The 23,204-nt window shown below is 67.5% G+C and carries 30 protein-coding genes and 1 tRNA gene; 16 read left to right on the top strand and 15 right to left on the bottom strand.

Going from position 1 to position 23,204, the window contains the following annotated elements; all coding sequences use genetic code 11:
- The first annotated feature begins 65 nt into the window (after positions 1-65).
- Both ACSHZY_RS00350 and ACSHZY_RS00345 read left to right on the top strand, forming a co-directional pair.
- The gene (locus ACSHZY_RS00350) at positions 66-839 is read left to right on the top strand and encodes a uracil-DNA glycosylase (RefSeq protein ID WP_435163903.1); all 774 of its coding nucleotides are present in this window, start codon (positions 66-68) and stop codon (positions 837-839) included.
- Positions 836-1,348, top strand: a complete 513-nt coding sequence (locus ACSHZY_RS00345; protein ID WP_435163900.1) for a molybdenum cofactor synthesis domain-containing protein — start codon at positions 836-838, stop codon at positions 1,346-1,348. The genes ACSHZY_RS00350 and ACSHZY_RS00345 overlap by 4 nt, the downstream gene beginning before the upstream one ends.
- 4 nt (positions 1,349-1,352) lie before the next feature.
- Here the strand turns inward: ACSHZY_RS00345 and ACSHZY_RS00340 are convergent, their stop codons facing one another.
- The gene (locus tag ACSHZY_RS00340; protein WP_435163897.1) at positions 1,353-2,135 is read right to left on the bottom strand and encodes a protein-disulfide reductase DsbD domain-containing protein; all 783 of its coding nucleotides are present in this window, start codon (positions 2,133-2,135) and stop codon (positions 1,353-1,355) included.
- A 103-nt stretch (positions 2,136-2,238) separates the two neighbouring features.
- Between ACSHZY_RS00340 and ACSHZY_RS00335 the strand changes: the two genes are divergently transcribed.
- Positions 2,239-2,793, top strand: a complete 555-nt coding sequence (locus tag ACSHZY_RS00335; protein ID WP_435163894.1) for a YqgE/AlgH family protein — start codon at positions 2,239-2,241, stop codon at positions 2,791-2,793.
- Here the strand turns inward: ACSHZY_RS00335 and ade are convergent.
- Positions 2,790-4,481 carry an adenine deaminase gene (gene ade / locus ACSHZY_RS00330; protein WP_435163891.1) on the bottom strand — a complete coding sequence of 564 codons (1,692 nt, stop codon included), beginning with the start codon at positions 4,479-4,481 and terminating at the stop codon, positions 2,790-2,792. The genes ACSHZY_RS00335 and ade overlap by 4 nt on opposite strands.
- A 74-nt stretch (positions 4,482-4,555) precedes the next feature.
- Between ade and ACSHZY_RS00325 the strand changes: the two genes are divergently transcribed.
- Positions 4,556-5,494, top strand: a complete 939-nt coding sequence (locus ACSHZY_RS00325; RefSeq protein WP_435163888.1) for a DMT family transporter — start codon at positions 4,556-4,558, stop codon at positions 5,492-5,494.
- A 51-nt stretch (positions 5,495-5,545) separates the two neighbouring features.
- Here ACSHZY_RS00325 and ACSHZY_RS00320 read toward each other — a convergent pair.
- A tRNA-Ala gene (locus ACSHZY_RS00320) sits at positions 5,546-5,621 on the bottom strand.
- 99 nt (positions 5,622-5,720) lie between these two features.
- Entirely contained in the window at positions 5,721-6,047 is a 327-nt protein-coding gene (locus ACSHZY_RS00315; RefSeq protein WP_435163885.1) for a TIGR02300 family protein, read from the bottom strand.
- Between the two features lie 141 nt (positions 6,048-6,188).
- On the opposite strand from ACSHZY_RS00315, the gene ACSHZY_RS00310 reads away from it, so the two are divergent.
- From ACSHZY_RS00310 to ACSHZY_RS00300, 3 genes are all read left to right on the top strand, one after another.
- Entirely contained in the window at positions 6,189-6,863 is a 675-nt protein-coding gene (locus ACSHZY_RS00310) for a M48 family metallopeptidase (protein WP_435163882.1), read from the top strand.
- Positions 6,860-7,513 (top strand): GntR family transcriptional regulator, encoded by a 654-nt coding sequence (locus tag ACSHZY_RS00305; RefSeq protein WP_435163879.1) that lies wholly within the window; start codon positions 6,860-6,862, stop codon positions 7,511-7,513. The genes ACSHZY_RS00310 and ACSHZY_RS00305 overlap by 4 nt, the downstream gene beginning before the upstream one ends.
- 63 nt (positions 7,514-7,576) lie before the next feature.
- Positions 7,577-8,542 carry an aldo/keto reductase gene (locus ACSHZY_RS00300; RefSeq protein WP_435163877.1) on the top strand — a complete coding sequence of 322 codons (966 nt, stop codon included), beginning with the start codon at positions 7,577-7,579 and terminating at the stop codon, positions 8,540-8,542.
- Here the strand turns inward: ACSHZY_RS00300 and ACSHZY_RS00295 are convergent.
- The 4 genes from ACSHZY_RS00295 to ACSHZY_RS00280 all read right to left on the bottom strand — a co-directional run bounded on the left by ACSHZY_RS00295 (position 8,533) and on the right by ACSHZY_RS00280 (position 11,388).
- Positions 8,533-8,742, bottom strand: coding sequence for a hypothetical protein (locus tag ACSHZY_RS00295; RefSeq protein ID WP_435163874.1), 210 nt, complete (start codon positions 8,740-8,742; stop codon positions 8,533-8,535). The genes ACSHZY_RS00300 and ACSHZY_RS00295 overlap by 10 nt on opposite strands.
- Entirely contained in the window at positions 8,742-8,876 is a 135-nt protein-coding gene (locus ACSHZY_RS00290) for a hypothetical protein (RefSeq protein WP_435163871.1), read from the bottom strand. The genes ACSHZY_RS00295 and ACSHZY_RS00290 overlap by 1 nt, the downstream gene beginning before the upstream one ends.
- A gap of 99 nt (positions 8,877-8,975) precedes the next feature.
- Positions 8,976-10,487: a YifB family Mg chelatase-like AAA ATPase gene (locus ACSHZY_RS00285; RefSeq protein WP_435163869.1), complete on the bottom strand. Its 1,512-nt coding sequence runs from the start codon at positions 10,485-10,487 to the stop codon at positions 8,976-8,978.
- Between the two features lie 52 nt (positions 10,488-10,539).
- Positions 10,540-11,388: a glutathione S-transferase gene (locus tag ACSHZY_RS00280; RefSeq protein WP_435163866.1), complete on the bottom strand. Its 849-nt coding sequence runs from the start codon at positions 11,386-11,388 to the stop codon at positions 10,540-10,542.
- A 216-nt stretch (positions 11,389-11,604) separates the two neighbouring features.
- On the opposite strand from ACSHZY_RS00280, the gene ACSHZY_RS00275 reads away from it, so the two are divergent.
- From ACSHZY_RS00275 to ACSHZY_RS00250, 6 genes are read left to right on the top strand one after another with little or no spacing between them, the layout of a single operon-like run.
- Positions 11,605-12,480, top strand: a complete 876-nt coding sequence (locus ACSHZY_RS00275) for an RNA polymerase factor sigma-32 (RefSeq protein ID WP_271971883.1) — start codon at positions 11,605-11,607, stop codon at positions 12,478-12,480.
- A gap of 27 nt (positions 12,481-12,507) precedes the next feature.
- Positions 12,508-13,722 carry a bifunctional phosphopantothenoylcysteine decarboxylase/phosphopantothenate--cysteine ligase CoaBC gene (coaBC, locus tag ACSHZY_RS00270; RefSeq protein ID WP_435163862.1) on the top strand — a complete coding sequence of 405 codons (1,215 nt, stop codon included), beginning with the start codon at positions 12,508-12,510 and terminating at the stop codon, positions 13,720-13,722.
- Positions 13,723-13,738: 16 nt separating this feature from the next.
- Positions 13,739-14,086 carry a hypothetical protein gene (locus ACSHZY_RS00265; RefSeq protein WP_435163860.1) on the top strand — a complete coding sequence of 116 codons (348 nt, stop codon included), beginning with the start codon at positions 13,739-13,741 and terminating at the stop codon, positions 14,084-14,086.
- A gap of 57 nt (positions 14,087-14,143) precedes the next feature.
- The gene (dut, locus tag ACSHZY_RS00260) at positions 14,144-14,602 is read left to right on the top strand and encodes a dUTP diphosphatase (protein ID WP_435163857.1); all 459 of its coding nucleotides are present in this window, start codon (positions 14,144-14,146) and stop codon (positions 14,600-14,602) included.
- The gene (locus tag ACSHZY_RS00255; protein WP_435163854.1) at positions 14,599-15,333 is read left to right on the top strand and encodes a HesA/MoeB/ThiF family protein; all 735 of its coding nucleotides are present in this window, start codon (positions 14,599-14,601) and stop codon (positions 15,331-15,333) included. The genes dut and ACSHZY_RS00255 overlap by 4 nt, the downstream gene beginning before the upstream one ends.
- A 29-nt stretch (positions 15,334-15,362) precedes the next feature.
- Complete coding sequence (locus tag ACSHZY_RS00250) at positions 15,363-16,364, top strand: DNA topoisomerase IB (RefSeq protein WP_435163851.1); 1,002 nt, start codon at positions 15,363-15,365, stop codon at positions 16,362-16,364.
- An 8-nt stretch (positions 16,365-16,372) separates the two neighbouring features.
- Here the strand turns inward: ACSHZY_RS00250 and ACSHZY_RS00245 are convergent, their stop codons facing one another.
- Positions 16,373-16,546: a hypothetical protein gene (locus ACSHZY_RS00245; RefSeq protein WP_435163848.1), complete on the bottom strand. Its 174-nt coding sequence runs from the start codon at positions 16,544-16,546 to the stop codon at positions 16,373-16,375.
- 25 nt (positions 16,547-16,571) lie between these two features.
- Entirely contained in the window at positions 16,572-17,135 is a 564-nt protein-coding gene (locus ACSHZY_RS00240; protein WP_435163846.1) for a DNA-3-methyladenine glycosylase, read from the bottom strand.
- A 68-nt stretch (positions 17,136-17,203) separates the two neighbouring features.
- On the opposite strand from ACSHZY_RS00240, the gene ACSHZY_RS00235 reads away from it, so the two are divergent.
- Positions 17,204-17,515, top strand: coding sequence for an SWFGD domain-containing protein (locus tag ACSHZY_RS00235; protein ID WP_435163843.1), 312 nt, complete (start codon positions 17,204-17,206; stop codon positions 17,513-17,515).
- A 17-nt stretch (positions 17,516-17,532) separates the two neighbouring features.
- On the opposite strand, the gene ACSHZY_RS00230 is transcribed toward ACSHZY_RS00235, so the two are convergent.
- Positions 17,533-18,201, bottom strand: coding sequence for a hypothetical protein (locus ACSHZY_RS00230; protein ID WP_435163840.1), 669 nt, complete (start codon positions 18,199-18,201; stop codon positions 17,533-17,535).
- Between the two features lie 149 nt (positions 18,202-18,350).
- On the opposite strand from ACSHZY_RS00230, the gene ACSHZY_RS00225 reads away from it, so the two are divergent.
- Positions 18,351-19,025 (top strand): CbiX/SirB N-terminal domain-containing protein, encoded by a 675-nt coding sequence (locus tag ACSHZY_RS00225; RefSeq protein ID WP_435163837.1) that lies wholly within the window; start codon positions 18,351-18,353, stop codon positions 19,023-19,025.
- On the opposite strand, the gene ACSHZY_RS00220 is transcribed toward ACSHZY_RS00225, so the two are convergent.
- Positions 19,007-20,365 (bottom strand): glutamine synthetase family protein, encoded by a 1,359-nt coding sequence (locus ACSHZY_RS00220; RefSeq protein ID WP_435163834.1) that lies wholly within the window; start codon positions 20,363-20,365, stop codon positions 19,007-19,009. The genes ACSHZY_RS00225 and ACSHZY_RS00220 overlap by 19 nt on opposite strands.
- A gap of 89 nt (positions 20,366-20,454) precedes the next feature.
- Here ACSHZY_RS00220 and ACSHZY_RS00215 point away from each other — a divergent pair, with 89 nt between their 5' ends.
- Positions 20,455-20,820, top strand: coding sequence for a hypothetical protein (locus ACSHZY_RS00215; protein WP_435163831.1), 366 nt, complete (start codon positions 20,455-20,457; stop codon positions 20,818-20,820).
- On the opposite strand, the gene ACSHZY_RS00210 is transcribed toward ACSHZY_RS00215, so the two are convergent.
- From ACSHZY_RS00210 to ACSHZY_RS00200, 3 genes are read right to left on the bottom strand one after another with little or no spacing between them, the layout of a single operon-like run.
- Positions 20,808-21,689: a cation diffusion facilitator family transporter gene (locus tag ACSHZY_RS00210; RefSeq protein ID WP_435163828.1), complete on the bottom strand. Its 882-nt coding sequence runs from the start codon at positions 21,687-21,689 to the stop codon at positions 20,808-20,810. The genes ACSHZY_RS00215 and ACSHZY_RS00210 overlap by 13 nt on opposite strands.
- A complete protein-coding gene (locus tag ACSHZY_RS00205) occupies positions 21,689-22,240 on the bottom strand; it encodes an SH3 domain-containing protein (RefSeq protein ID WP_435163822.1) in 552 nt (183 codons plus the stop codon). Before ACSHZY_RS00205 ends, ACSHZY_RS00210 begins: the two co-directional genes overlap by 1 nt.
- 40 nt (positions 22,241-22,280) lie before the next feature.
- Entirely contained in the window at positions 22,281-23,204 is a 924-nt protein-coding gene (locus ACSHZY_RS00200; protein ID WP_435163819.1) for a 2-hydroxyacid dehydrogenase, read from the bottom strand.

Genomic DNA, 23,204 nt, shown 5'->3' with positions numbered 1-23,204 from the left:
AGGAAGCGGCGGGGATTCCGACAAGTCGCCTTGTTCCCGGGCGGGGGGCGGAATACCTTGGCGCCATGACTCGGGATGCCTGCGATCTGGACTTCGACACCGCTGCGGCCCTTCTGGCCTGGCAGTTCGATCTGGGCGTGACGGAAAGCATCGGCGACGCCCCCCTGAACCGGTACGAGCTGGAGGCGGTGGTTCCGAAACCGGCCGCGGTGACGGCCGCCCCCGTCATCCCTGCGGAAACCGATCCCGTGGCCGAAGCGCGGGCCATGGCCGCCGCCGCCCACGATCTGGACGCGCTGCGCGAGGCCGTTACCGCATTCCCGCATTGCGAGCTGAAGCGCGGGGCGCGCAGCACCGTCTTCGCCGATGGACGCCCCGGCGCCCGCCTGATGATCATCGGGGAAGCCCCAGGCCGCGAGGAGGATCAGGCCGGACGTCCCTTCGTGGGCAAGGCGGGGCAGCTTCTGGACCGGATGCTGGCGGCCATCGGCCTGTCGCGCGACAATCCCGATCCCGCCTGCGCCGTCTACATCACGAACGTGATGCCGTGGCGCCCGCCCCACAACCGCGACCCCTTGCCCGAGGAGGCGGCGATGATGCGCCCCTTCCTGGAACGGCATGTGGAGCTCGCCGACCCCGACGTGCTGGTGGTGCTGGGCAACACCTCGGCCAGGACGGTGCTGGGGCAGGCGGGCATCACGCGGTTGCGCGGCACCTGGGGGGAGGGGTTCGGCCTTCCCGTCCTGCCGATGTGCCATCCGGCCTATCTTTTGCGAAACCCGGCTGCCAAGCGCGACGCTTGGGCCGACCTTCTGGACCTGAGAGCGAGGCTGAAATGAGCGACTTCAAACCCGTGCGGATCGCCGTGCTGAGCGTGTCGGACACGCGCACGCTGGACACCGACAAATCCGGCAAGGTGCTGGCCGAACGGATCGAAGGTGCGGGCCACGTGCTGGTCGAACGCGTCATGGTGACGGACGACCGCGCCGCCATCGCGGACCACCTGCGCCGCTGGTCGGACGATCCGGCGGTGGATGTCGTGATCTCCACCGGCGGGACGGGGCTGACGGGGCGCGACGTGACGGTGGAAGCGCATCGCGACGTTTATGAAAAGGAGATCGAGGCCTTCGCGTCGATCTTCGCCATGGTGTCCATGCGCACCGTCGGCACCTCGGCCATCCAGAGCCGCGCGACCGGCGGTGTGCGCAAGGGCACCTACCTCTTCGCGCTGCCCGGAAGCTCAGGCGCGTGCCGGGACGCGTGGGACGAGATCCTGCGCCACCAGCTCGATTCCACCAACGGCCCCTGCAATCTGGTGGAGATCATGCCCCGCCTGACGGAACGCTGACGCGTCAGGGTGCGGGGCAGCCGGTCACCTCGACCGCGCGGCCCGCGCCCAGAACGGTCAGCCGCAGGCCGGACCGGTCCAACCCGAACGGCTGGCCGGACGAGGCAACCAGATCGCTGGTCGCCGTCAGGGTGCCACCCTGCCGCTGCACCGTCGCGGGGGCGGCCCAGACCGAAGGGTCCGCAGGTTCCATGACCACCGTTTCTTCCGGCCCCTGCACGGGCACGTTCAGGTGGGCGGTGACGCGCAATCCGTCCGATGTCGGCTCGATCGTGCACGTCGCCTTTGCGCGGCTGCGTTCGGGCTGATGCGCCAGTGCGGCGCGGATGGCGGGATCGGGGGCGCCCCGACCCGACAGGTCGGCGGTCAGCGCCACCTCGGTCGGGACGCAGACGTCGCGGCAAACTCCCATGTCCACCCGTGCCTGAAGATGCACGGGGCGGGACGGGTCGGCGGGCACCACCTCGATCGGCAGCACAAGCTCGCGGTGATAACCGATGGTCTGCATGCCCGCCGTTTCGAACACCTCCGGCACCGGCCAGTGGAAATGCACGGCGCGGACGTTGGTCGATCCCTTCCAGTCAAAGGTGGGGGGGATGCCCGCATCGCCGGGGCTGCGCCAATAGGTTTTCCAGCCGCTGGCCAGCTGGATCTGGAAGGCGGCCATGCGGGTGCCACGGTCGGTCTGCCATCCAGGCAGAAGCCGCGCCTGCACGAGGTCGGGCGGCAGCGACTGGGCAAAGGCGCCGGCGGGCAAAAGCAGGAAGGCAAGGGCATATCGGATCATCCCGCGAACATAGGCATGCTGCCGCGGATGGAAAATCACTTTCGGGTCACGTGCGGGTTGAGCGGCGGTTCCGGCGTGCCATATCTGAAGGATGGAACATGAAATGAACCTGTCAGGGGCCGTCCTCATCGCCATGCCCGGTCTTGGCGACACGCGGTTCGACCATTCCGTCATCCTTGTCTGCGCCCATTCCGATGAAGGCGCGATGGGGCTCGTGGTCAACAAGACGGTGGAGGAGTTGGAGTTCGCCGACCTTCTGGGCCAGCTGGACATCCCGGTTTCGCCCGAAGGGCGCGACATCACCGTGCACATGGGCGGCCCGGTGGAGCGCGGGCGCGGCTTCGTGCTGCATTCGCCGGATTACGAATCCCCCGGTTCCATGCCGATCGAGGGGGGGCTGGGAATGACCGCCACGCTCGACATCCTGCAGGCGCTGGCACAAGGGGAAGGGCCGAAGCGCGCCCTTCTGGCGCTTGGCTATTGCGGCTGGGGCGCCGGGCAACTGGAGGCCGAGATCGCGCGCAACGACTGGCTGATGCTGCCCGAGGTTCAGCCCGACCTGCTGTTCTCCCCCGATGTGGGCGGCAAATGGGCCAGCCATCTGCGCGCCATCGGGGTGGATCCGGTGTCGCTGTCGGCCGCCGGGGGCCGCGCCTAGATCAGCGCGAAGCGGTCCACGTCGACCATGCCGTGATCCGTGATCTTCAAATGCGGGATCACCGGAAGGCACAGGAACGCGAGTTGCAGGAACGGCTCCTCCAGCGTGACGCCGAGGCTTTGCGCGGCAGCCCGCAGATTGATCAGCCGGTCGCGCACGGCCTCGAACGGCTCAAGGCTCATCAAACCCGCGACGGGCAGGGGCAGTTCGGCCAGCACCTTGCCATCAGCCACCACCACGAAGCCCCCCTCGATCTGGCCCAGACGGGTGACCGCCAACGCCATGTCGTCGTAATCCGCGCCCACCACGGCGATGTTGTGATGGTCGTGGCACACGGTGGAGGCGATGGCCCCGCGCCCCAGCCCGAAGCCTTTCACGAAGCCGGTGGCGATGTTGCCGTTCCGGCCATGGCGTTCGACCACCGCGATGCGGATCAGGTCGCGCGCGGTGTCGGGGCGCTTGTCGCCATCCTCGGGGTGGATGGTTTCGGTCAGATGCTCGGTGATGATCTTGCCGGGCAGGATGCCGATGACCGGCGTTTGGGCGGCGTTGCCGCGATGGCGGAAAGACTGGGCGGTGACGGTCGGCGCGCGGACGGACCCTCGCGCCACGGGGGGCACGGTATCGCGGGCGGCGAAGGCCGCGTCATCGGCCGCCACGCCACCGGACAGCACCATCGATGCATGGCACCCTTCCAGCGAATCGATCACCGCGATGTCGGCCCGCAGCCCCGGCGCGATCAGCCCGCGGTCCTTCAGCCCGAACGCTTCGGCCGCCGACAGGCTGGCGGCGCGATAGACGGCCAGGGGCGGGCAGCCGCGCACGATCAGGGTGCGGATCATGTGATCCAGATGGCCATGCTCGGCGATGTCCAACGGGTTGCGGTCATCGGTGCACAGGCACAGGTAGGGCGAGGTGCGTTCGGTGAGGACCTCGGCCAGCGCCTCCATGTCTTTGGACACGGAACCTTCGCGGATCAGCACGCGCATCCCCTTGCGCAGCTTTTCCATCGCCTCCTCGGCCGTCGTCGCCTCATGTTCGGTCCGGATGCCGGCGGCGATGTAGGCGTTCAGGTCGCGGCCCCGCAGCAGGGGGGCGTGGCCGTCGATGTGACGTCCCGCGAACGCGTCCAGCTTGGCGATGCAGCCGGGATCCTTCATCAGCACGCCGGGAAAATTCATGAATTCGGCCAGCCCGATCACGCGCGGATGGTCGGCCAGCGGGATCAGATCCTCCGCCCCCAGATCGGCGCCTGCCGTTTCCATATGCGTGGAGGGCACGCAGGACGACAGGTTCACGCGAATGTCCATCACGGTGCGGGACGAGGCGTCGAGGAAGTAGCGGATGCCGTCCAGTCCGCAGACGTTCGCGATCTCGTGCGGATCGCAGATGGCGGTGGTGACGCCGCGCGGGGTGACGCATCGGTCGAACTCGAACGGTGTGACCAAGGAAGATTCGATGTGCAGATGCGTGTCGATGAAGCCGGGCACCAGGATCTTGCCGGTGCAGTCGATCTCTCGCACGCCGTCATAGGTGGCGAAGGTGCCCACGATCCGGTCGCCGCAGATCGCCACGTCGCTTTCGACCAAATGACCCGTGATCAGGTCGAAGATGCGACCGCCCTTCAGCACGATATCGGCGGGCGTGTTGCCGCGTCCCTGGTCGATGCGGCGGGGCAGGTCGGTCATGATGTTCTCCTTCGTCTTGCGCGCGCAGGGGAACAGTGCTGATCTGGGGCGTCAAGCCAGAAGGTTCCGTTTCCATGGACGTGCCCACCCCCCGCCCGATGCGCGGCATCGCCCTGAAGCTCGCGTCCGTCCTGATCTTCATCGTCATGTCGGCGCTGATCAAGGTCGTGTCGGATACGGTGCCGGTGGGGCAGACGGTGTTCTTCCGGTCCTTCTTCGCGATCCCCGTCATCCTGATCTGGCTGGCGATGACGCAGAAGCTCGCCTCGGGCCTGCAGACGCGCAACCCGCTGGGCCATGTCTGGCGCGGGCTGGCGGGCACGATGTCCATGGGGCTGAACTTTGCCGCGCTGGCCTATTTGCCCCTGCCGGAGGTCACCGCCCTCAGCTATGCCGCGCCCATTCTGACGGTGATCCTCGCCTCGATGTTCCTAGGTGAAGAGGTGCGCCTGTTCCGGCTGAGCGCGGTGGTCATCGGGCTGGCGGGGGTGATGGTGATCCTGTGGCCGCGCCTGACGATCATCGGGGACGGGGCCATCGACGACACGGCGGCGCTGGGCGTGATGCTGGTGCTGACGGCGGCGCTGTGCACCGCGCTGGCCATGGTGTTCATCCGCAAGATGTCGGCCACCGAATCGACGACGTCCATCGTCTTCTGGTTCACCATCACCTCCACCGTCCTGTCGTTGTTCACCATTCCCTTTGGGTGGGTGATGCCGACGCCGACCGAGGCGCTGCTGCTGGTTCTGGCCGGCCTGATGGGCGGTGTGGCGCAGATCTTCATGACGCAGGCCTTCCGCGAAGCCGATGCGTCTGTCATTGCGCCCTTTGAATACGCGTCGATGCTGTTCGCGCTGGTCATCGGCTATGTCGTGTTTTCGGAGGTGCCGACGGGCGCCATGCTGCTGGGCGCGGCGATCATCGTCGCCGCGGGCTGCCTGATCATCTGGCGCGAACGGGCCTTGGGGCTGGAGCGGACGCGTCAGCGCAAGGCCATGTCGCCGAACGGATAAAGCAGGGGCGGAAAAACAAAAGCCGCCCCGAAGGGCGGCCTTGGTTTATTTTGGTGGAGCCAGGCGGGATCGAACCGCCGACCTCTTGAATGCCATTCAAGCGCTCTCCCAACTGAGCTATGACCCCACCGGGTGTGCCCGCCGTTCCCAGCGTGCTCGGGCCTTTTATGAAAGGTCGCCGCGGGATGCAAGAGAAAAAATCACACCGCCGCAACCTTTTCGCAGATCAGTTCTCGTCCTCGTCTCCGGCCACGTCGGCCAGATCGTCCAGCGAGACGTTGTCGTCCGTGTCGTCTTCCAGCAGATCGTCGTCCGTCTCAGCGGCGGCGTCGTCTTCCAGCAGCTCGTCGCCTTCCAGATCCTCGACCAGCGGGCTGTCGTCCTTGTCATCCACCACGCGGCTGATGACCGCGGAGGCAGCCTTGCGGCGCGCGCTTTCGATGTCCACGATCTCGCCCGTGTAGGGGCTGACGATGGGCGTGCGGTTCAGGTCGTAGAAGCGTTTGCCGGTGGTGGGGCAAAGACGCTTCGTGCCCCATTCCTCTTTGGGCATGTCAGTTTCCTTCAAAGGGGTGGATGATGCCGTCGCTTGCCACAGGTGCGCCCGGCTGTCAAAGGCATTTCGAGTGCGCGAAGATGGGGGTTACGCCGGTTGATTGCAAGGCTAATCTGCGCCGCGAAGAGGGAGGTTCCGATGCCTGTGCTGCCCGGTTTGCCCGAGGTCGATCTGGTTCTGCGGCGTTCGGCGCGGACGCGGCGGTTTTCTCTGCGGGTGTCGCGGGTTGACGGGCGGGTGACGCTGTCGATGCCCGCGCGCGCCCGCGAATCCGAGGCTTTGGCCTTTGCCGGCGGCCATGCCGACTGGCTGCGCGACGTGCTGGCGGACCTGTCGCCGGCCGCGCTGGTGGCCCACGGAACCGTCCTTCCCGTGGAGGGGCGGGCGCTGGTTCTGGCCCCCGGACGGGGCCGCGTGCGGGTGGAAGGTGATTCGCTGATCGTGCCCGATCCGGTGCCCGCCCGTGCCGCCGCCTGGCTGCGCACGCTGGCGCGGGACCGTCTGGCCGCCGCCTGTGACCGCCATTCGGCCACGCTGGGCCGCCCCTACACCCGCCTGACGCTGCGCGACACCCGCAGCCGCTGGGGAAGCTGCACCAGCGACGGCGCCCTCATGTTCAGCTGGCGCCTGATCCTCGCCCCGCCCGCCATCCTCGATTACGTCGCCGCGCACGAGGTCGCGCATCTGGCCGAGATGAACCATTCCCCGGCCTTCTGGACGGTCGTGTCCCGCCTGTGCCCGGATCATGTCCGCCTGCGCGCCTGGCTCCGTGGGCCGGAAGGTCAGGCCCTGCAGGCGTGGCGCTTCGCATGATCACGCCGCGCATCGACACCACCGCCGCGCATGAACGCGTCTACCGCGTGCTGCGCACCCGCATCATGCATGGCGAACTGGCGCCCGGCCAAGCGCTGACCCTGCGCGGCATCGGCAAGGATTTCGACGTCTCCATGACGCCCGCGCGGGAATCGGTGCGGCGGCTGGTGGCGGAAGGCGCTCTCACGCTCTCCTCCTCCGGCCGGGTCGCGACGCCGGAACTGTCTTCGGAACGGATCGAGGAGCTGGCCACCATCCGGTCGCTCTTGGAACCGGAGCTGGCCTCCCGCGCCTTGCCGCGGGCGCATTTCGCGCTGATTGACCGGCTGGCCGCCATCAACACCGCCAATGCCGAGGCGGTCGCGAAAAGCGACGCCGTGGGCTACATACGCACCAATCTGGAATTCCACCGCACCCTTTATCTGCGCGCGCAGGCGCCCGCGATGCTGGCCCTGCTGGAAACGGTTTGGCTGCAGTTGGGCCCCACGATGCGTGCGCTGTACAGCCGCCTGCGACGAAACGAACCGCCCGCGCATCACCGCCACATCCTTGCTGCCCTGCGCGCGGGGGACGAGCCGGGGTTGCGCCTTGCGATCCGGACGGACGTGACGCAGGGCCTGCGCCATCTGGCGGGATGGGAACGGACGTGACCGTCCTTGCTTGACCAGACCGATTCGCGGGGGTTCAGTGGCCCGATTGCGAAAGGAACGGCGATGAAACAGCGGCAACTTGGGGCCAACGGCCCGACGGTGGGTGAGATCGGCTTCGGCGCGATGAGCTTCGGGGGCATGTTCGGCGAAACGGACGAGGCGACGTCCCTGCGCACGCTGGATGCAGGGCTGGAGGCGGGCATCACGCTGATCGACACGGCGAACATCTACGGGTTGGGCGTGTCGGAAACGGTCATCGGGAAGTGGGGCCGTGCCGTCACGCTGGCCACGAAATGCGGCATCGTCGCGGGCCCGCCACGCAGCGTGGACAATTCCGAACCCTATATCCGCGCCTGTCTGGAGGAATCGCTGCGCCGCCTGAAGCGCGACCACATCGACCTCTACTACCTGCACCGCCTGGACCCGAAGGTGCCGGTGGAGGAGGTCGCAGGCACGATGTCGCGCCTGATAGACGAAGGAAAGATCGGCGGCTACGGCCTGTCCGAGATCGCCCCTTACACGCTGCGCCGCGCCCATGCCGAATGCCCGGTCATGGCGGTGCAGAACGAGTATTCGCTGTGGACGCGCCTGCCGGAACTGGGCCTTCTGCGCACCTGCAAAGAGTTGGGGGTCGCCTTCGTCGCCTTCTCTCCCCTCGGCCGTGGCATGTTCGGAGAGAGGGAGATGCGGCGCGAGGATTTCCGGTCCGGCGTCGACTTCCGCCACACCAACCCGCGCTTCGTGGAGCCGAACTTCAGCGCGAACAATGCGGCCATCGCGAAATTCCGCGCCTTTTGCCAAGAACGCGGTTGGTCGGTGTCGGGCACGGCGGTGGCCTGGGTGCTGGCGCAGGGCGACCACATCATTCCGATCCCCGGCACCCGCACGGCCGAACATCTGCGCCATTGGCTGGACGCCAGCCTGACGCCCGAGGATCTGGCCGAGATCGAGCGCATCCTGCCCGCGGGCTTCGCCTGGGGTGACCGTTATGGCGATCACCAGATGAACGCGATCGAGCGTTATTGCTGACGCAGGCAGTGGCGGGGCTGTTCACCGATCGGCAGATCGGTTTCCGCCCGGCAGGCCACGCAGTGATGGAAGGATCGGCCAGGGGCGGCGCGGCTGCGATCCTCGCGCCACTTGCAGTCGCGGGTCAGGCTGCGGCTGCGGTGCCACCACCAGGACAGCACGAAGAACGCGATCAGCCCAAGGATCAGAAGGACCGGCATCAGGCGGCGTAATAGCCGAACATCTGGTCAAGATCGGTCGGCGCGGGCACCTTTGCGGGCTTCGCAGCCTCGCGGCGGTAGTAGTCGAGGGCGGCGGTGCCGGCGTCGGGTTTGGCGGGGGCTGGGGCGGTCATGGCGATCTCCATCTTGTGGGTGGAAGATAGGCCGTCCTTGCCCCCGGCGCCACGCGGCATTCTGCAACCGCGCCATGCACGCCGCGAAGGGCTGGCCTATCAGGCGACCGCCCTGGCCGAGGCGAGGCGGTAGCCCACGGCTTCGGCCACATGCGGCTGGCGCACGTCGGGGCTGCCATCCAGATCGGCGATGGTCCGCGCCACCCGCAGGATGCGGTGATAGCCGCGGGCGGACAGGCCGAACCGTTCCGCCACCCGGCCCAGCAGGGCGCGGCCACCGTCATCGGGCGTGGCGATGGCGTCCAGCAGCGCGCCCTCCGCCTCGGCATTGGTGCGGATGCCGTGTGCGGCGAAACGGGCCGTCTGCACCGCACGCGCCGCCGCCACGCGCGCCGCGATGATGGCAGAGCTTTCGCCGGTCGGGGCGCCCTGCAACTCGGTCCAGGCCACGCTGGTCACGTCCAGCCGGATGTCGAACCGGTCCATCAGCGGACCGGAGATGCGGCCAAGATAATCCTCGCCGCACAAGGGCACGCGGGCGCAGGCGCGGGCCGGGTCCGACATGTAGCCGCAGCGGCAGGGGTTCGCGGCCGCCACCAGCAGGAAACGGCAGGGATAACGGACATGGGCGTTGGCCCGCGACACCATGATCTCCCCCGTCTCGATCGGCTGGCGCAGGGTTTCCAGCACCTGACGCGGGAATTCGGGGAATTCGTCCAAAAACAGGATGCCGTTATGGGCGAGGCTCAGCTCCCCCGGTTTGGCCGAACGTCCTCCGCCGACGATGGCCGCCGGGGTGGCGGTGTGGTGCGGCGCGCGGAACGGACGCTCCCGCCGGATGCCGCCCTTCAGAAGCCCTGCGACCGAATGGATGGTGGAGGTTTCCAGCGCCTCCACCGCCGACAGGGGCGGCAGGATGCCCGGCAGGCAGGACGCCATCATCGACTTGCCCGATCCGGGCGTGCCGACCATCAGGATGTGATGGCGGCCGGCTGCGGCGATCTCCATCGCCCGCTTGGCCCGTTCATGCCCCTTCACCTCGGCGAAGTCGCGGGCTGCGGTGGCGGGGGCCGCTTCCCCCATTTCCACCGGCGGCAGGTGCGCCTTGCCCGTGAAGTGCCGCACCACGTCCAGAAGGGAGGGGGCGGCCAGAACCTCGGTCGCGCCGACCCAGGCGGCTTCGGGTCCGCAGGCGCGGGGGCAGATCAGGGCGCGGTCGGCCTCCGCCGCGGCCATGGCGGCGGGCAGGGCGCCGACCACGGGCATCAGCCGCCCGTCCAAGGACAACTCCCCCAGACTGACCGTGCCCTCCACCTCCTCTTTCGGAAGGATGTCCATCGCGGCCAGCAGCGCCAGCGCGATGGGCAGGTCGAAATGCGATCCTTCCTTCGGCAGATCAGCGGGGGCGAGGTTGATGGCGATGCGGCGGGACGGCAGGGCGATCGACATGCCGTCCAAGGCCGCGCGAATCCGTTCCTTCGCCTCGCTCACGGCCTTGTCGGGCAGGCCGACGATGGCGAAGGCGGGCAGGCCGGGGGACACGGCGCATTGCACTTCCACCAGACGCGCTTCCACGCCTTCAAACGCGACGGTGTATGCGCGGGTGACCATGCTGCCCCTCCTGTGGTTCAGGAGGGACTAGCCGTGCATGGTTACCGGAAGGTTAACGGATCATCGCCATGAAGGCCGGCCACGCCTCCGGGTCGTTCACCGTCTTGTCGCGGCAAGTGGCGTTGCAGAAGCCCCAGCGGCGACCGTCCAGTTCCAGAACATGGGTCACCGGCTTGCCGGAATAGGGGCAGGAGGCGTTCTCGGCCTCCGCCCCCTCCACCGCGCGGGCGGAAAGGGGCGCGGGACCGGGCCAGGCGGCCTGCGGCCAGTCGCGGTCATAGGCAGGCAGGACCGGATCGACCGCCAGCCCCAGCGCCCGCCAGCGGCGCAAGGACGGATGCGCCAGATGCCGCGCCACATAGGCCTGCGCCACCGGACCCACGGGCAGGCCATGGCCCGCAATCCGCAGGGCAACTGGCGCGAAGAAGGCATCGGCCGCGGAATAGGTTCCGCACAGCCAGCCGCCTTGGCTGCGGGCCCACAACATCTCGATCCGGTCCAGATCGGCACGCACGCCATCCGGCACCGGCACCTCCCGATACGCCGTCCGCAGGTTCATGGCGCAGTGGCGGCGCAGCGCGGTGAAGCCGGAATGCATCTCGGCCACCATCGAACGCGCGGCGGCGCGGGCGGCGGGATCGGCGGGCCAGTGGCCCACCTCGGGGTGGCGGGCGGCCAGTTCCTCGGCAATCGCAAGGCTGTCCCAGACGACCACATCCCCCAACCTGGCGGCCGGGGCGGTGCGGGCAGGGGCAAAATCCTGAAGAACGCGCGCGAAGTCGGGCGTGTACATGGGGGCGGAAACGGTTGTCACCGGCAGGCTGAAGGCGTCGAACAGGAGCCAGCCCCGCAAGCTCCAGCTGGAATAGGATCTTTCACCGATCGCCAGCGTCCAGCCCATGCGTTTCCCCCTGCTGTTGGGCGGCAGGATGCACAGGCGAAATCACCTGTCCAGAAAAAATTGGCTGTCGGAAAAAATTAACCTTGAAGCAACTTTTTCGGGAACTAGGGCGCCTCTGACGCCGTTAGCCCTTCGAAAACGGATGCAACCTCGACCGTGAAGGTGGGGCGAAAGCATCAGGGGTCAAGAGACCGCCTAAGAAAGAGGGAACGCCACATGCCGCTCGACGCCTTCAGCGATCAGACAATGTCCCGCCGCGCGATGAAAGCCGAACTGCTGGACGCCGAGACGGAACTGCGGCTTGCCTATGCCTGGCGCGACCAGCGTGACGAACAGGCGCTGCACCGGCTGATCACCGCCTACATGCGGCTGGCGATTTCCATGGCCGCAAAGTTCCGGCGCTATGGCGCGCCGATGAATGACCTGATCCAGGAAGCGTCCCTCGGCCTCATGAAGGCCGCCGACAAGTTTGATCCCGATCGCGGGGTCCGCTTCTCCACCTACGCCGTGTGGTGGATCAAGGCGTCGATCCAGGACTACGTGATGCGGAACTGGTCGATGGTGCGCACGGGCTCCACCTCCAGCCAGAAGGCGCTGTTCTTCAACATGCGCCGCGTTCAGGCCAAGCTGGAGCGTGAGGCCGAGGCCATGGGCCAGAGCCTGGATGGCCATCAGCTGCGCCAGATGATCGCGACCGAGGTCGGCGTTCCGCTGGCGGATGTGGAGATGATGGAAGGCCGCCTGTCGGGCACCGACTTCTCTCTCAACGCGACTCAATCCTCGGACGAGGAAGGCCGCGAATGGATCGACGCGCTGGAGGATGACGCGGTTCAGGCCGCCGAACAGGTGGAAGGCGCCCATGACGCCGAATGCCTGCGTGGCTGGCTGATCAGCGCGATCCAGGGGCTGAACGCCCGCGAACGCTTCATCGTGACCGAACGCAAGCTGCGCGAAGCCCCCCGCACGCTGGAATCGCTGGGCGAGGAACTGGGCCTGTCCAAGGAACGCGTGCGCCAGCTGGAAGCCGCCGCCTTCACCAAGATGCGCCGCGCGCTGGAATCGCAAAGCCGCGAAGTGCATCACTTCCTGTGATGGTTTTTCCCTGCTAGGCTTTGCCCCATGCAGGGAAAACGCATTCTTCTGATCATCGGGGGTGGCATCGCCGCCTACAAGGCGCTGGATCTGATCCGGCGCCTTTCCGAACGTGGATATTCGGTCACGCCGGTGCTGACCCGTGCGGCGTCTGAATTCGTGACGCCGCTGTCAGTCGCCACGCTGTCGGGCAGCAAGGTCCACCAGGACCTGTTCGACCTGACGCAAGAGGCGGAGATCGGCCACATCCAGCTGTCCCGCTCCGCCGACCTGATCGTGGTGGCCCCAGCCACGGCCGATCTGCTGGCCAAGATGGCGCAGGGGCGGGCGGACGACCTTGCCTCCACCCTTTTGCTGGCGACGGACACGCGGGTGCTGGTGGCGCCCGCGATGAACGTGCGCATGTGGGACCATCCCGCGACGCAGCGCAATCTGGCGACCTTGCGCGCGGATGGCATCCTGTTCGCCGGCCCGAATGACGGGTCGATGGCCTGTGGCGAATACGGCCCCGGCCGCATGGCCGAACCGCTGGAGATCGTGGCCGCGGTGCAGGCGGCCTTTGCCGAAGGGCGTTTGGCGGGGCGGCATGTCCTTGTCACCTCCGGTCCCACGCAGGAAGCGATCGATCCCGTTCGCTACATCGCCAACCGATCCTCGGGCGCGCAGGGGACGGCCATCGCGAAGGCGCTTCTGGCACTGGGCGCGAAAGTCACCTTTGTCACCGGCCCGGCCGAGGTTCCCCCCCCCGACGGCGCGCAAGTCGTGCGCGTGACAACGGCGCAAGAGATGTTGACGGCCGTGGAGGCCGCACTTCCGGCCGATGTAGCGGTCTTTGCGGCCGCCGTGGCGGATTGGCGTGTGGCCAATGCCCAAGGATCGAAGATGAAGAAGGTGGCTGGAGCCTTGCCGACCCTGTCCTTCGCCGAAAACCCCGACATCCTGCACACCATCTCCCACGCCGCGGACCGGCCGGAATTGGTCATCGGCTTTGCCGCCGAAACAGATGACGTGATCGCCCATGCCACGGCCAAGCGGTTGCGCAAGGGCTGCGACTGGATCGTGGCGAACGACGTCTCCCCCGCCACCGGGATCATGGGCGGGACGGAAAACGCCGTGACGATCATTTCCGATGCCGGAGCCGAGACGTGGCCCCGCATGGCCAAGGACATGGTCGCCCGCCGTCTGGCCGAGGCGATCGCCGCTGCGCTGCGGAACCCGAAGGTGCCGGACATCGTTTCCTGAAGACAGGAGATACAACATGTTCCGCCTTGCTCTCGCCTTCTCGCTCCTCCCCTTCGCGGCTGTTGCGCAGGAACGGATCACCCTGCCCGAAGGCGCAACCCACACGGTCGTGCAGGGCGCGGGCGACACCACCTATGTGCTGAACGCCGGAGCGGGGCAGACGCTGAACCTGACGCTGTCGGACGGGGCGCTGGCGATCTATCCCCCTGGCGATGAAACGCCGTCCTTCCAGGGGTCGGTCTTCTCGGGCCTGCTGCCCGAGGAGGGGGATTACACTGTCATCGTGCAAAGCCCCGCTCCCTTCGCCCTGGACGTCGCCATCACGAACGATGTCGCTCCGGGCGCGCCGGTCCTGCCGCAATAGGTTGTCCTTCCCCGCACCCGCGCCTATCTTCCGCGCGCAATGACGAAGGGGCGCAGCATGTCGGTGGTTGAGGTTAAGGTTCTGGACGCACGCATCAGGGACTGGGGCCTGCCCGCCTATCAGACCGAAGGCGCCGCGGCCGTGGACCTGTTCGCCTGTCTGGACGCCCCGCTGGAGATTGCGGCCGGTGCGCCCGCCGTTCTGGTTCCGGCCGGTATTGCCCTGTTCATGGACACCGACAAGATCGCGGCGCTGGTGCTGCCGCGCTCGGGCGCGGGGCACAAGAAGGGGCTGGTGCTGGGCAACCTCGTCGGGCTGATCGACAGCGATTACACCGGCGGGATCATGATGTCCCTGTGGAACCGCAACCCGAACGGCACGCCGATCACCGTTCAGCCCGGCGAACGCGTGGCCCAGTTGATGTTCGTTCCCGTCATCCGTCCCGAACTGCGGGTGGTGGAGGCGCATTCCGGCGCCACCGCGCGCGGCGCCGGGGGCTTCGGGTCCACCGGATGACGCCGGAGGAGCTTCAGCGCTATTCCCGCCACATCCTGCTGCGAGAGATCGGCGGCACGGGGCAGCAGCGCCTGAAGGCCGCGCATGTGCTGGTCGTGGGGGCGGGGGGGCTTGGGGCGCCGGCACTGATGTATCTGGCGGCGGCCGGGGTCGGCCATATCATCGTGATGGATGGCGACGTGGTGGAGGAGTCGAACCTTCAGCGCCAGATCGTGCATCTGGATGCGATCGGCCAGAACAAGGCAAAGTCCGCCGCCCAAACCCTGCGCCGCCTGAACCCCCACGTGGCCATCACTGCGATCCCGCACCACTTCGCCGATCAGGCGATCACGCAGGATCTGGTGCTGGACGGCACCGACAGCTTTGACACGCGCTATGCCGTGAACCGCGCCTGCGTGGCGGCCGACGTGCCGCTGATCGGCGCCGCCCTGACGCAGTGGGAGGGGCAGATCGGCCTCTTCGGCAACGGCTCCGCCTGCTATGCCTGCGTCTTTCCCCATCCGCCCGCCGCCCACCTGATCCCCACCTGTGCCGAGGCGGGGGTGGCCGGTCCGCTGCCCGGCGTCCTTGGCGCGATGATGGCGACCGAGGCGGTGAAGCATCTGACCGGCGCGGGCCAGACGCTGCGCGACCGCCTGCTGATCCATGACGCGCTTTACGCCGAAACGCGGACCATCACCACACATCGGCGGGCGGATTGCCCGGTTTGTGGAACTCCGGCCCCTGTCTGACGGTTGATCGCCGCAGAGGAGCCCGCTTCATGCCCAATGATCTCATCGTCCCGCAGGGGCTGGTTTATGTCGAGGATTCCATTCCCGGGATCCGCCGTCGGAAGTCTGGCAAGGGCTTCTGCTTTCTGGCCCCCGACGGCACGCGGCTGAGCGGAGCGGAACGCGCCCGCTGCCTGAAGCTGGCGGTGCCCCCCGCCTATCAGAATGTGTGGATCTGCCCGCTGCCGAATGGCCATCTTCAGGCGACGGGCTTCGACGCGCGGGGCCGCAAGCAATACCGCTACCACCCGGAATGGGCGGATTGGCGATCGGAAGCGAAATACGGCAACCTGCCCGCCTTCGGGGCCGCGCTGGGCCAGTTGCGCCGACGCGTGGACCGCGACCTGAAGGGGGAGGCGGGTGATCTGTCCTTCTCCCTCGCCGCGATGGTGATGCTGATCGACCGGACCTATCTGCGCGCGGGAACACCCGCGTACACTCTGGAAAACAAGACGTTCGGGGCGACCACGCTTCTCAGCCGGCACCTGACGCTGTCGGAGGGAGAGGTGCGGCTGAAGTTCCGCGCCAAGGGCGGCAAGGCCGTGAATCGCACCCTGCGCGACCGGCGCCTGCATCGGATCATGCACCAGATCGGCGATCTTCCGGGCAAGCACCTGTTCACTTGGGTGGACGAGGACGGGGAGGTCCGGGCGGTGTCGTCGCATCACCTGAACGACTATATCGCCGAAGCGTCCGGTCTGACCGGCGCGTCCGCCAAGACGTTCCGCACATGGGGCGGGTCGCTTGCAGGGTTCACCGCCGCCCGCACGGCCGAAGGCAAGCTCTCGGTAAAGGACATCGCCATGGCCGCCTCCGAGGCGCTGACCAACACGCCCACCATCGCCCGCAAATCCTACATCCATCCCGTCGTTCTGGGGTTGGCGGATCTGCCCGTGAACGAACGTCTGGAACTGATGGAGGCGCTGCCGACTGAAGGCGACAGCGCCCTGAAGCTGGACGAACGTCGTCTGCTGGCGCTTCTGAACGCCTGACGGTCGTTTCAGCCGTAGATCGGGGGATTGACCTCTCCCGGCTCGGGCAGGTCCGGGTCCTGTCCCGGGGGGATCGGATCCGGGTCCGGCATCGGATCGGGATAGGTGTCCGGCTCGGGCAAAGGCGGCAGGTCGTTGGGCGGCAGATCGCCCGGCTGCGGGATTCCAACGGCGTCGGTCATGGTGATCTCCTCCTTGGTGCCTGTATCAACCCCCGGGCGGCGCACCCTGTTCCCGAAACGGCTTCGAAAGAAAGCGGGAGCCTTTCGCGCCAAAGCGCCACGGCAGGTCCACGGCGCGCGTGATGCCGATCCGTGGCCCCGTGACGACCGGCAGGTCGGGGCCGGGCAGGATCGTCAGAATGTCGGTTCCGCTGTCCGCCCCATCCAGCCCAAGCGCCTGCCCGATGCAGCCCGGGCCGTTGCACAGCCGCCGGACGTCCTGAAGTCCCCGGCGTTCGGTCATGAGCTCCAGTCCCAGCAACGGTTCCAGCGCCCGGATCAGGACGGCGCTGCCCGGCGTGCAGACCACGTTCAGGCACCAGTGAATCCCGTAGGAGCGGTAGACATAGGCATGCCCCGGCGTGCCGAACATCCCGGCATTGCGGGGCGTCACGCCGCGAAAGCTGTGCGAGGCGGGATCGTCGGGGGCATAGGCCTCCGTCTCCGTGATGCGGCCGCCAAGGCCGCGCACCAGAAGTTGCGCGCCGATCAGGTCGCGGGCGACCATCTCGGCGGGACGGTCGAACCATGGGGAAGGCAAGCGTGTCATGCCCGTGATATAGGGCGCGGAACATCCGCGGCATCCGGAGGTTTTCCTTCCAGATGGAGGAAGATATCATGTCGGACCAGACCCCGCGCCCCGCCGGCCCCTATGCAGACGATCCCGCGCCGGCCCATCCGCTGGCAGAGCACGAGGCCATTCCCTTTGATGCGCCCTATCGCACGCAGCGGCCCAGCGACGACTTCAGCGACGGCAATCCCCGCCGGGACTACAATCCCTATGCGGCGGAACCGAACGGGTTCGGACGCAGCTACGACACCCCCTACGATCAGGACGACAAGCGGGGGTTGATGGACCGCGCCGCGGACGAACTCGCCTCGTGGTTCGGCGGCCGGGACGCGCCCGCGCGGCGCGACGGCGACCACTGAGGCATGATCGAAGCGGGTTACCGTGTTCCGTAGGCGTTGGGCAGGCCCGCCGCCGCGCGGATGGCGGGCACCGCCAGACGGGCGATGCTGAGCACGATCAGGTAATAGCACACGGCTTCCAGAACTTCCTCGCTACGTCCGGCCAGCATGTCGACCGATCCGGGGATATGGATGCCAAGACCCAGCAACTTGCGCCCCAGCCCGTCGAAGGTTTTTGCGAAGATGCCGCACAGGGCCGCCCCAAGGATCATCCAGGCGTCCATCGTGCCGCCCTTCAGGCGTGCCCACCACAAAGGCAGGTTGCGGCGCAGAAGGCGCGCCATCACCCAAAGGGTGAACAGGATGGCAAGGCCGCCGACCACCTTGGTCAGGATCGGGGCGGAATGGGTGTAGGTCGTCAGTTTCAGCAGACCATGCTCGGTGAAGCGCTTGTCGAAATCCATTTCGCGCGCCATCATCAACAGCAGAACAGCGGGGATCTGCCATTCGCGCCACCGGTATTTCCCTGCCAGCAGGAACCACAGGGCAACGCCGACGGGCAGGAGCCCGAGGGACACCTCCTCCACCCCATGTCCTTCGTGGAAGAACTGGCCGGGATCGGACGTGGTCAGGACCGAGATGAGAAGATAAAGAACGGTCGCCACGGTGACGACACCGGCGATCTGGGTGAAATTGGGAAGGCGCATAACAAGTTCTCCTGTCGGCGCAGGATAAGAAGATCCTTTGCCCCGCGACATTACGCCGTGGCGTCAGCGTCATATATTGTTTACAAAATGGGCAAACTGTATCTTTTAGGACACATTCGCTGCCCTGCTTCACCGGAAGGAGTGGATCCATGACAACCGCATTGATCGTGTCCCATGGTCAACCCTCGGACCCTGCACCTGCCGCGGCGGAAATTGCCGCCTTGGCCGCCCAGGTCGCGGATCACCTGCCGGGCTGGAGGGTGCGATCTGCCACCTTGGCCGAGCCTGACGCCCTGGCGCAGGGGCTGGCTGGCCATCCGGGGCTGGTCTATCCGCTGTTCATGGCCGAAGGCTGGTTCACCCAGACCCACCTGCCCAAGCGCCTGGCGGAGGCGGGGGGGAAGGACTGGCGCATCCTGTCGCCCTTCGGCACCGACCCGGCCATAGCGGCGCTGACGGTGGATCTCGCGCGTACGGCAAGCCGGCCCATCCTTCTGGCCGCGCATGGCTCGTTCCGCAGTTCCGCCCCGTCGCAGATCGCCCACGACATGGCCGCCCGGATCGAGGCGGAAACGGGCCAGCTTGCCCGCGCCGCCTTCATCGACCAGTCCCCGCAGATCGCGGAGGTGGCGGTCACCATGCCCGACGCCGCCTGCCTGCCTTTCTTCGCCGCAAAAGGCGGCCATGTGATCGAGGATCTGCCCACCGCCCTCGATCAGGCGGCCTTCACCGGTCCGCGTCTGGAGCCTGTAGGCCTCGACCCGCGTGTGCCCGCGATCATCGCGGCGGCGCTTCGGGCCGCACTTCAAACGGTGTGCAGGTAAAGGTCGTAATCGACATCGGCGATCGTGCGGGCCACGCGCGCCAGTTCCGCCGCCTTGATGGCGCAGAAGGTGCGGTGCATCTCCTCCCCCAGCGCTGTTCTCAGGAAGGCAGAGGTTTCGGCCCGCCGGATCGCGTCCCGCCAGTCGGCGGGCATGTTGGGATCGGGGGGCGTGTCATAGCCATTCCCCGTCACCTCCGCCCCCGGGTCCAGCCGGTGCTGCAACCCGTGCCGGATCCCGGCCAGAACCGTGGCCGCCACAAGATAGGGGTTCGCGTCCACACCGGCCGGACGATGTTCGATCCGCCGTGACGTCTTCGCTCCTTCCGGAATCCGCAGCGCGACCGAGCGGTTGTTCACCCCCCAGGTGGGCGACACCGGGGCATAGCTTTGGGCCGCAAACCGCCGCCAGGAATTGGCGTGAGGGGCGAAGACCAGCATCGATTCGGCCATCGTCGTCTTCAGCCCGCCCAACGCGTGCAGGATGCGGTCGGACCAGCCCTCGCCATCCTCGGCGAACAGGTTGCGCCCTTCGGCGTCGTTCAGCGACACGTGGAAATGCATGCCTGACCCGGCCACATCCTCCATCGGTTTCGCCATGAAGCAGGCGGTCACGCCGCGCGCCCGGGCCTGCGCCCGCACGATGCGCTTCAGGCGGATCAGGTCGTCGGCGGCGCGCAGCACGTCGTGGCGGTAGTGCAGCGTCAGTTCATACTGCCCCGGCGCGAATTCCGAGATCATGGTTTCGGCCTTGATCCCCGCCGCTTTTGCCCCCGCATAGATCGCGTCGAACAGCGGCATCATCCCGTGCAGGTGATCGACGGAATAGACCTCCGTCCGCTTGGTGGCGCGTCCGTCCAGCACGTCGCGCGCCGGCTGCACCCGGCCTTGGGAATCGCGATCATTGGCCAGCAAAAAGAACTCCAGCTCGAACGCGCCGGCGGGGTGCAGGCCCTCGGCGGCCATCGCCGCCACCTGCCGGGCCAGCGCGTGGCGGGGGTCCGGCCCCATGGGCGCGCCGTCCAGCGTGTGGACAGCCATCAGCACCTCGGCCCGGTTGGTGCCGTGCAGGGGCACCAGCGTGCCGGGGATTGGCCAGGCGCGCACGTCACCATCGCCCTTGTCCCAGATCAGGCCGGTTTCGTGCACATCCTCGCCGCAGATATCAAGGCCGAGGATGGAGATCGGCAGCAGCCGCCCGTTGGCGAACAGCCCCTCCAACTCGTGCCGCCGGATGATCTTGCCCCGGCCCACGCCATTGGCGTCGTGCAGCACGATGTCGATCGCCTCCACCTGCGGGTGGGCGTCCAGAAAGGCGCGGGCTTCGGCGGGATCGGTCATGGCGGCTCCTTCGGCTTTGGCCCCTTTTAGCCGATGGTTGAGTGTGCGCGAACCCCTGCTAAGATCGCGCCACAGCCGGAGGTTCCCCCATGCGCCTGATCGCTCTTGCCCTGATCCTTCTGCCCACGGCGGCGCTGGCCGACCTGCGCAAGTTCACGCTGGTGAACCACACGGCGGTGAACATGACCGAACTCTACGCCTCGCCCACCGTCGCCGACAGCTGGGAAGAGGACATCCTGAACGGGGAGGACCTGACCCCCATGGGCATCCAGACCTTCACCATCAAGGACGGGCGCGACCATTGCGCCTATGACATCCGCGCCGTCTTCGCCGATGAGGAGGTGCTGCTGGACACCGTCGACGTCTGCCACGCCGAGGTGCTGGAGATGCTGGAAGAGGACGAGGGCGAGGATCCGCAGGAAAAGGGCGACATCCCGGTGGGTCAGGCCCTTTGATCCGCCACATCCTTGTGGATGATGACGTCGGTCTGGGGATAGGCAAGCGTGATGGTGCGCTTCAGGCCCGCGCCGATGTCATGCGCCTCCCTCAGCGTCAGGTCGCCGTCCAGTTCGATGTGCAGGTGGATGAAGACGCGGCTGCCGGCGGTGCGGGATTTCAGGTCGTGAAAGCCCCGCACCTCGGGCCAGTTGCGCGTCAGGGTCATGATGCCTTCCAGCAGTTCGGGATCGGCCTGCCGGTCCATCAGCGCGTCAAAGGCCCCGCGTCCGATCCCGGCGGCCCCGATGACCATGAACACCGACGCCGCAAGCGCCACGACGCTGTCAATCTGCGGCAGGTTCAGTGGGCCCGACGCCATCAGCGACACGATGGCCCCCACGGACGGGATCAGGTCGCCCAGGTAATGCAGCCGGTCCGCAGAGATGACGCGGTTGCCGGTGCGCCCCGCCACGCGCCCCTGCCACCAGACCAGAAGCAGCGTCAGCAGGATGGACACGCCCATCACCGCCACGCCCTGGCCTTCGGCCGCCAGCGGCTGCGGATCGGGCGACAGCAGCCGCAGCACCGCCGCCACCGCGATCACCCCGGCCGAGATCGTGATGAACACGGCCTGCCCAAGCGCTGCGATATCCTCGGCCGAGGAATGGCCGAAGGCGTGATCTTCGTCCGCCGGGCGCTGGGCGTAGAGCAGGGCCGTCATCGCCCCCAGCGACATCATCAGGTCCATCGCGCTGTCGGCCAGCGACGCCGCGATGGACAGCGCACCGGTGGAAGACACGGCCCACAGCTTCAACGCGACCAGGATTCCTGACACGAGGATGGAGGCGAGGCCGGCGCGCAGGGTCATGCGGGCATGGTCGGTCATCAGTTCAGGATCTCGTCCGCGCCGGCACCCCAGAAGTCGGTCTTGGCGATCCAGCCTTCGTTTCCGTCGACCCGCAGGCGGCACCAGTCCTTCTGGCATTCCTGAAGCGTGCCGATCACGTCCTTTTCCGCCTTCACGACCACGGAGGAGTCGGCCGAAGGGCTGGAATGCAGCAGGGCCAGCGGCGCCGTGACCAGCGCGCTGCGGGTGCCCGACAGCAGGGCGTAATGCACCCAGCCGCCCGCGCCCTCGTAATCTTCCACTCGGCGCCAGTGGCCGTATTCGGCCGTGATCTTCAGCGGCATCCCGTCGCGCGTGAACACCCAGTCGATGCGATGCGTCAGGCCGGGACCGCGGCGGGCGTTGCCTTCGCCCGTCTTCAGCGTCACGAAGCGGGGCAAAGGCAGGTTCGTGACCGCGCCCACGGACGGGTCCGACGCCGGACGATCGGCCGAGGGGGGGGCCGTATCCTCGGCCCCCAGTTCCTGCGCGCCCGCCATGCCGCCGGCGATCATGGCCGCGGCGACGGTGGCCCGGATCAGTCCCTTCATCTTTCTGCCCTTCCTTGTGGCGGGTTCGCCCGCTTCTGGTTCAATAGCCCCGGCTGCGGTCCACGAGGAACAGCAACGGCTCGCCCGCCTCGGCGCGGCGAATGTTCTCGGCCACAACGAGGGAGGCCGATTTCGGCCGCGACACCGCCGCGATGTGCGGGGATACGGTGACCTTCGGATGCGCCCAATAGGGATGATCGGCGGGCAGCGGTTCCACCCGGAACACGTCCAGGACGGCATGGCCGATGCGCCCGTCGTCCAGCGCGGCCAGCAGCGCGTCATCGTCGATCAGCGGTCCGCGGCCGGGATTGATGACAACGGCGCCCCGCGCGGGCCAGTTCAGGCTTTCGGCGTTCAGGATGTTCCGCGTGGCGGGCGTGTCGGGCAGCAGCGTGATCACGATGTCCGCCCCGTCCAGCGCCTGTTTCAGACCGCCCGCGCCGTGGAAGGTGGGGAAGGGGGCGTCTTTGCGGCCACGGCTCCACCCCCTCAGGTCGAAATGCAGGGCGCGCAGCAGGTCGGCGCAGGCCATGCCCAGCTCGCCCAGTCCCAGCAGCGTCACGCGGCGGTCGCGCGCCAGGGGCGGCGCGTCCTGCACCCAATGGGGTGCTGCGCCGATGTTGCGGTCCAGATGCAGGTGGTGCAGCAGCACCTGCCCCGTCACCCATTCCACCATCCCCTCGGCCAGGCCCGGATCAACGAGCCGCGTCAGGGGCTGGGTCAGCGTGGTGTTCCCCACGATCCGGTCCACCCCCGCGAAGAGGCTGAGAACGGCGCGCGCCTTCGTGAAGGGCGTGAAGTCGCGCAGCCGGTCGTTCGGGGCATAGACGATGTAGTCGACCGCCGCGGGATCGGCGTCGCGCACCAGCGTCCCGTCCACCCCCTTGGCGGACAGGGCGGCGGGCAGCACCTCCTTGTACTGGTTCCACAGCGCGTCGGGGGCGGAAAACAGGATGGTCAGCAT

It is taken from the genome of Falsirhodobacter sp. 1013, assembly GCF_051195255.1.
Classification (GTDB): Bacteria; Pseudomonadota; Alphaproteobacteria; order Rhodobacterales; family Rhodobacteraceae; genus Falsirhodobacter.
Note: the sequence above shows the minus strand (reverse complement) of the source record. Positions and strands in the feature narration are given on the sequence as shown.

What these genes read in the sequence shown, in the direction of transcription:
- ACSHZY_RS00350 (WP_435163903.1), top strand. Translation starts at nt 66, where the DNA reads ATGACTCGGGATGCCTGCGATCTGGACTTCGACACCGCTGCGGCCCTT.
- ACSHZY_RS00345 (WP_435163900.1), top strand. Translation starts at nt 836, where the DNA reads ATGAGCGACTTCAAACCCGTGCGGATCGCCGTGCTGAGCGTGTCGGAC.
- ACSHZY_RS00340 (WP_435163897.1), bottom strand. Translation starts at nt 2,135, where the DNA reads ATGATCCGATATGCCCTTGCCTTCCTGCTTTTGCCCGCCGGCGCCTTT.
- ACSHZY_RS00335 (WP_435163894.1), top strand. Translation starts at nt 2,239, where the DNA reads ATGAACCTGTCAGGGGCCGTCCTCATCGCCATGCCCGGTCTTGGCGAC.
- ade (WP_435163891.1), bottom strand. Translation starts at nt 4,481, where the DNA reads ATGACCGACCTGCCCCGCCGCATCGACCAGGGACGCGGCAACACGCCC.
- ACSHZY_RS00325 (WP_435163888.1), top strand. Translation starts at nt 4,556, where the DNA reads ATGGACGTGCCCACCCCCCGCCCGATGCGCGGCATCGCCCTGAAGCTC.
- ACSHZY_RS00315 (WP_435163885.1), bottom strand. Translation starts at nt 6,047, where the DNA reads ATGCCCAAAGAGGAATGGGGCACGAAGCGTCTTTGCCCCACCACCGGC.
- ACSHZY_RS00310 (WP_435163882.1), top strand. Translation starts at nt 6,189, where the DNA reads ATGCCTGTGCTGCCCGGTTTGCCCGAGGTCGATCTGGTTCTGCGGCGT.
- ACSHZY_RS00305 (WP_435163879.1), top strand. Translation starts at nt 6,860, where the DNA reads ATGATCACGCCGCGCATCGACACCACCGCCGCGCATGAACGCGTCTAC.
- ACSHZY_RS00300 (WP_435163877.1), top strand. Translation starts at nt 7,577, where the DNA reads ATGAAACAGCGGCAACTTGGGGCCAACGGCCCGACGGTGGGTGAGATC.
- ACSHZY_RS00295 (WP_435163874.1), bottom strand. Translation starts at nt 8,742, where the DNA reads ATGCCGGTCCTTCTGATCCTTGGGCTGATCGCGTTCTTCGTGCTGTCC.
- ACSHZY_RS00290 (WP_435163871.1), bottom strand. Translation starts at nt 8,876, where the DNA reads ATGACCGCCCCAGCCCCCGCCAAACCCGACGCCGGCACCGCCGCCCTC.
- ACSHZY_RS00285 (WP_435163869.1), bottom strand. Translation starts at nt 10,487, where the DNA reads ATGGTCACCCGCGCATACACCGTCGCGTTTGAAGGCGTGGAAGCGCGT.
- ACSHZY_RS00280 (WP_435163866.1), bottom strand. Translation starts at nt 11,388, where the DNA reads ATGGGCTGGACGCTGGCGATCGGTGAAAGATCCTATTCCAGCTGGAGC.
- ACSHZY_RS00275 (WP_271971883.1), top strand. Translation starts at nt 11,605, where the DNA reads ATGCCGCTCGACGCCTTCAGCGATCAGACAATGTCCCGCCGCGCGATG.
- coaBC (WP_435163862.1), top strand. Translation starts at nt 12,508, where the DNA reads ATGCAGGGAAAACGCATTCTTCTGATCATCGGGGGTGGCATCGCCGCC.
- ACSHZY_RS00265 (WP_435163860.1), top strand. Translation starts at nt 13,739, where the DNA reads ATGTTCCGCCTTGCTCTCGCCTTCTCGCTCCTCCCCTTCGCGGCTGTT.
- dut (WP_435163857.1), top strand. Translation starts at nt 14,144, where the DNA reads ATGTCGGTGGTTGAGGTTAAGGTTCTGGACGCACGCATCAGGGACTGG.
- ACSHZY_RS00255 (WP_435163854.1), top strand. Translation starts at nt 14,599, where the DNA reads ATGACGCCGGAGGAGCTTCAGCGCTATTCCCGCCACATCCTGCTGCGA.
- ACSHZY_RS00250 (WP_435163851.1), top strand. Translation starts at nt 15,363, where the DNA reads ATGCCCAATGATCTCATCGTCCCGCAGGGGCTGGTTTATGTCGAGGAT.
- ACSHZY_RS00245 (WP_435163848.1), bottom strand. Translation starts at nt 16,546, where the DNA reads ATGACCGACGCCGTTGGAATCCCGCAGCCGGGCGATCTGCCGCCCAAC.
- ACSHZY_RS00240 (WP_435163846.1), bottom strand. Translation starts at nt 17,135, where the DNA reads ATGACACGCTTGCCTTCCCCATGGTTCGACCGTCCCGCCGAGATGGTC.
- ACSHZY_RS00235 (WP_435163843.1), top strand. Translation starts at nt 17,204, where the DNA reads ATGTCGGACCAGACCCCGCGCCCCGCCGGCCCCTATGCAGACGATCCC.
- ACSHZY_RS00230 (WP_435163840.1), bottom strand. Translation starts at nt 18,201, where the DNA reads ATGCGCCTTCCCAATTTCACCCAGATCGCCGGTGTCGTCACCGTGGCG.
- ACSHZY_RS00225 (WP_435163837.1), top strand. Translation starts at nt 18,351, where the DNA reads ATGACAACCGCATTGATCGTGTCCCATGGTCAACCCTCGGACCCTGCA.
- ACSHZY_RS00220 (WP_435163834.1), bottom strand. Translation starts at nt 20,365, where the DNA reads ATGACCGATCCCGCCGAAGCCCGCGCCTTTCTGGACGCCCACCCGCAG.
- ACSHZY_RS00215 (WP_435163831.1), top strand. Translation starts at nt 20,455, where the DNA reads ATGCGCCTGATCGCTCTTGCCCTGATCCTTCTGCCCACGGCGGCGCTG.
- ACSHZY_RS00210 (WP_435163828.1), bottom strand. Translation starts at nt 21,689, where the DNA reads ATGACCGACCATGCCCGCATGACCCTGCGCGCCGGCCTCGCCTCCATC.
- ACSHZY_RS00205 (WP_435163822.1), bottom strand. Translation starts at nt 22,240, where the DNA reads ATGAAGGGACTGATCCGGGCCACCGTCGCCGCGGCCATGATCGCCGGC.
- ACSHZY_RS00200 (WP_435163819.1), bottom strand. Translation starts at nt 23,204, where the DNA reads ATGCTGACCATCCTGTTTTCCGCCCCCGACGCGCTGTGGAACCAGTAC.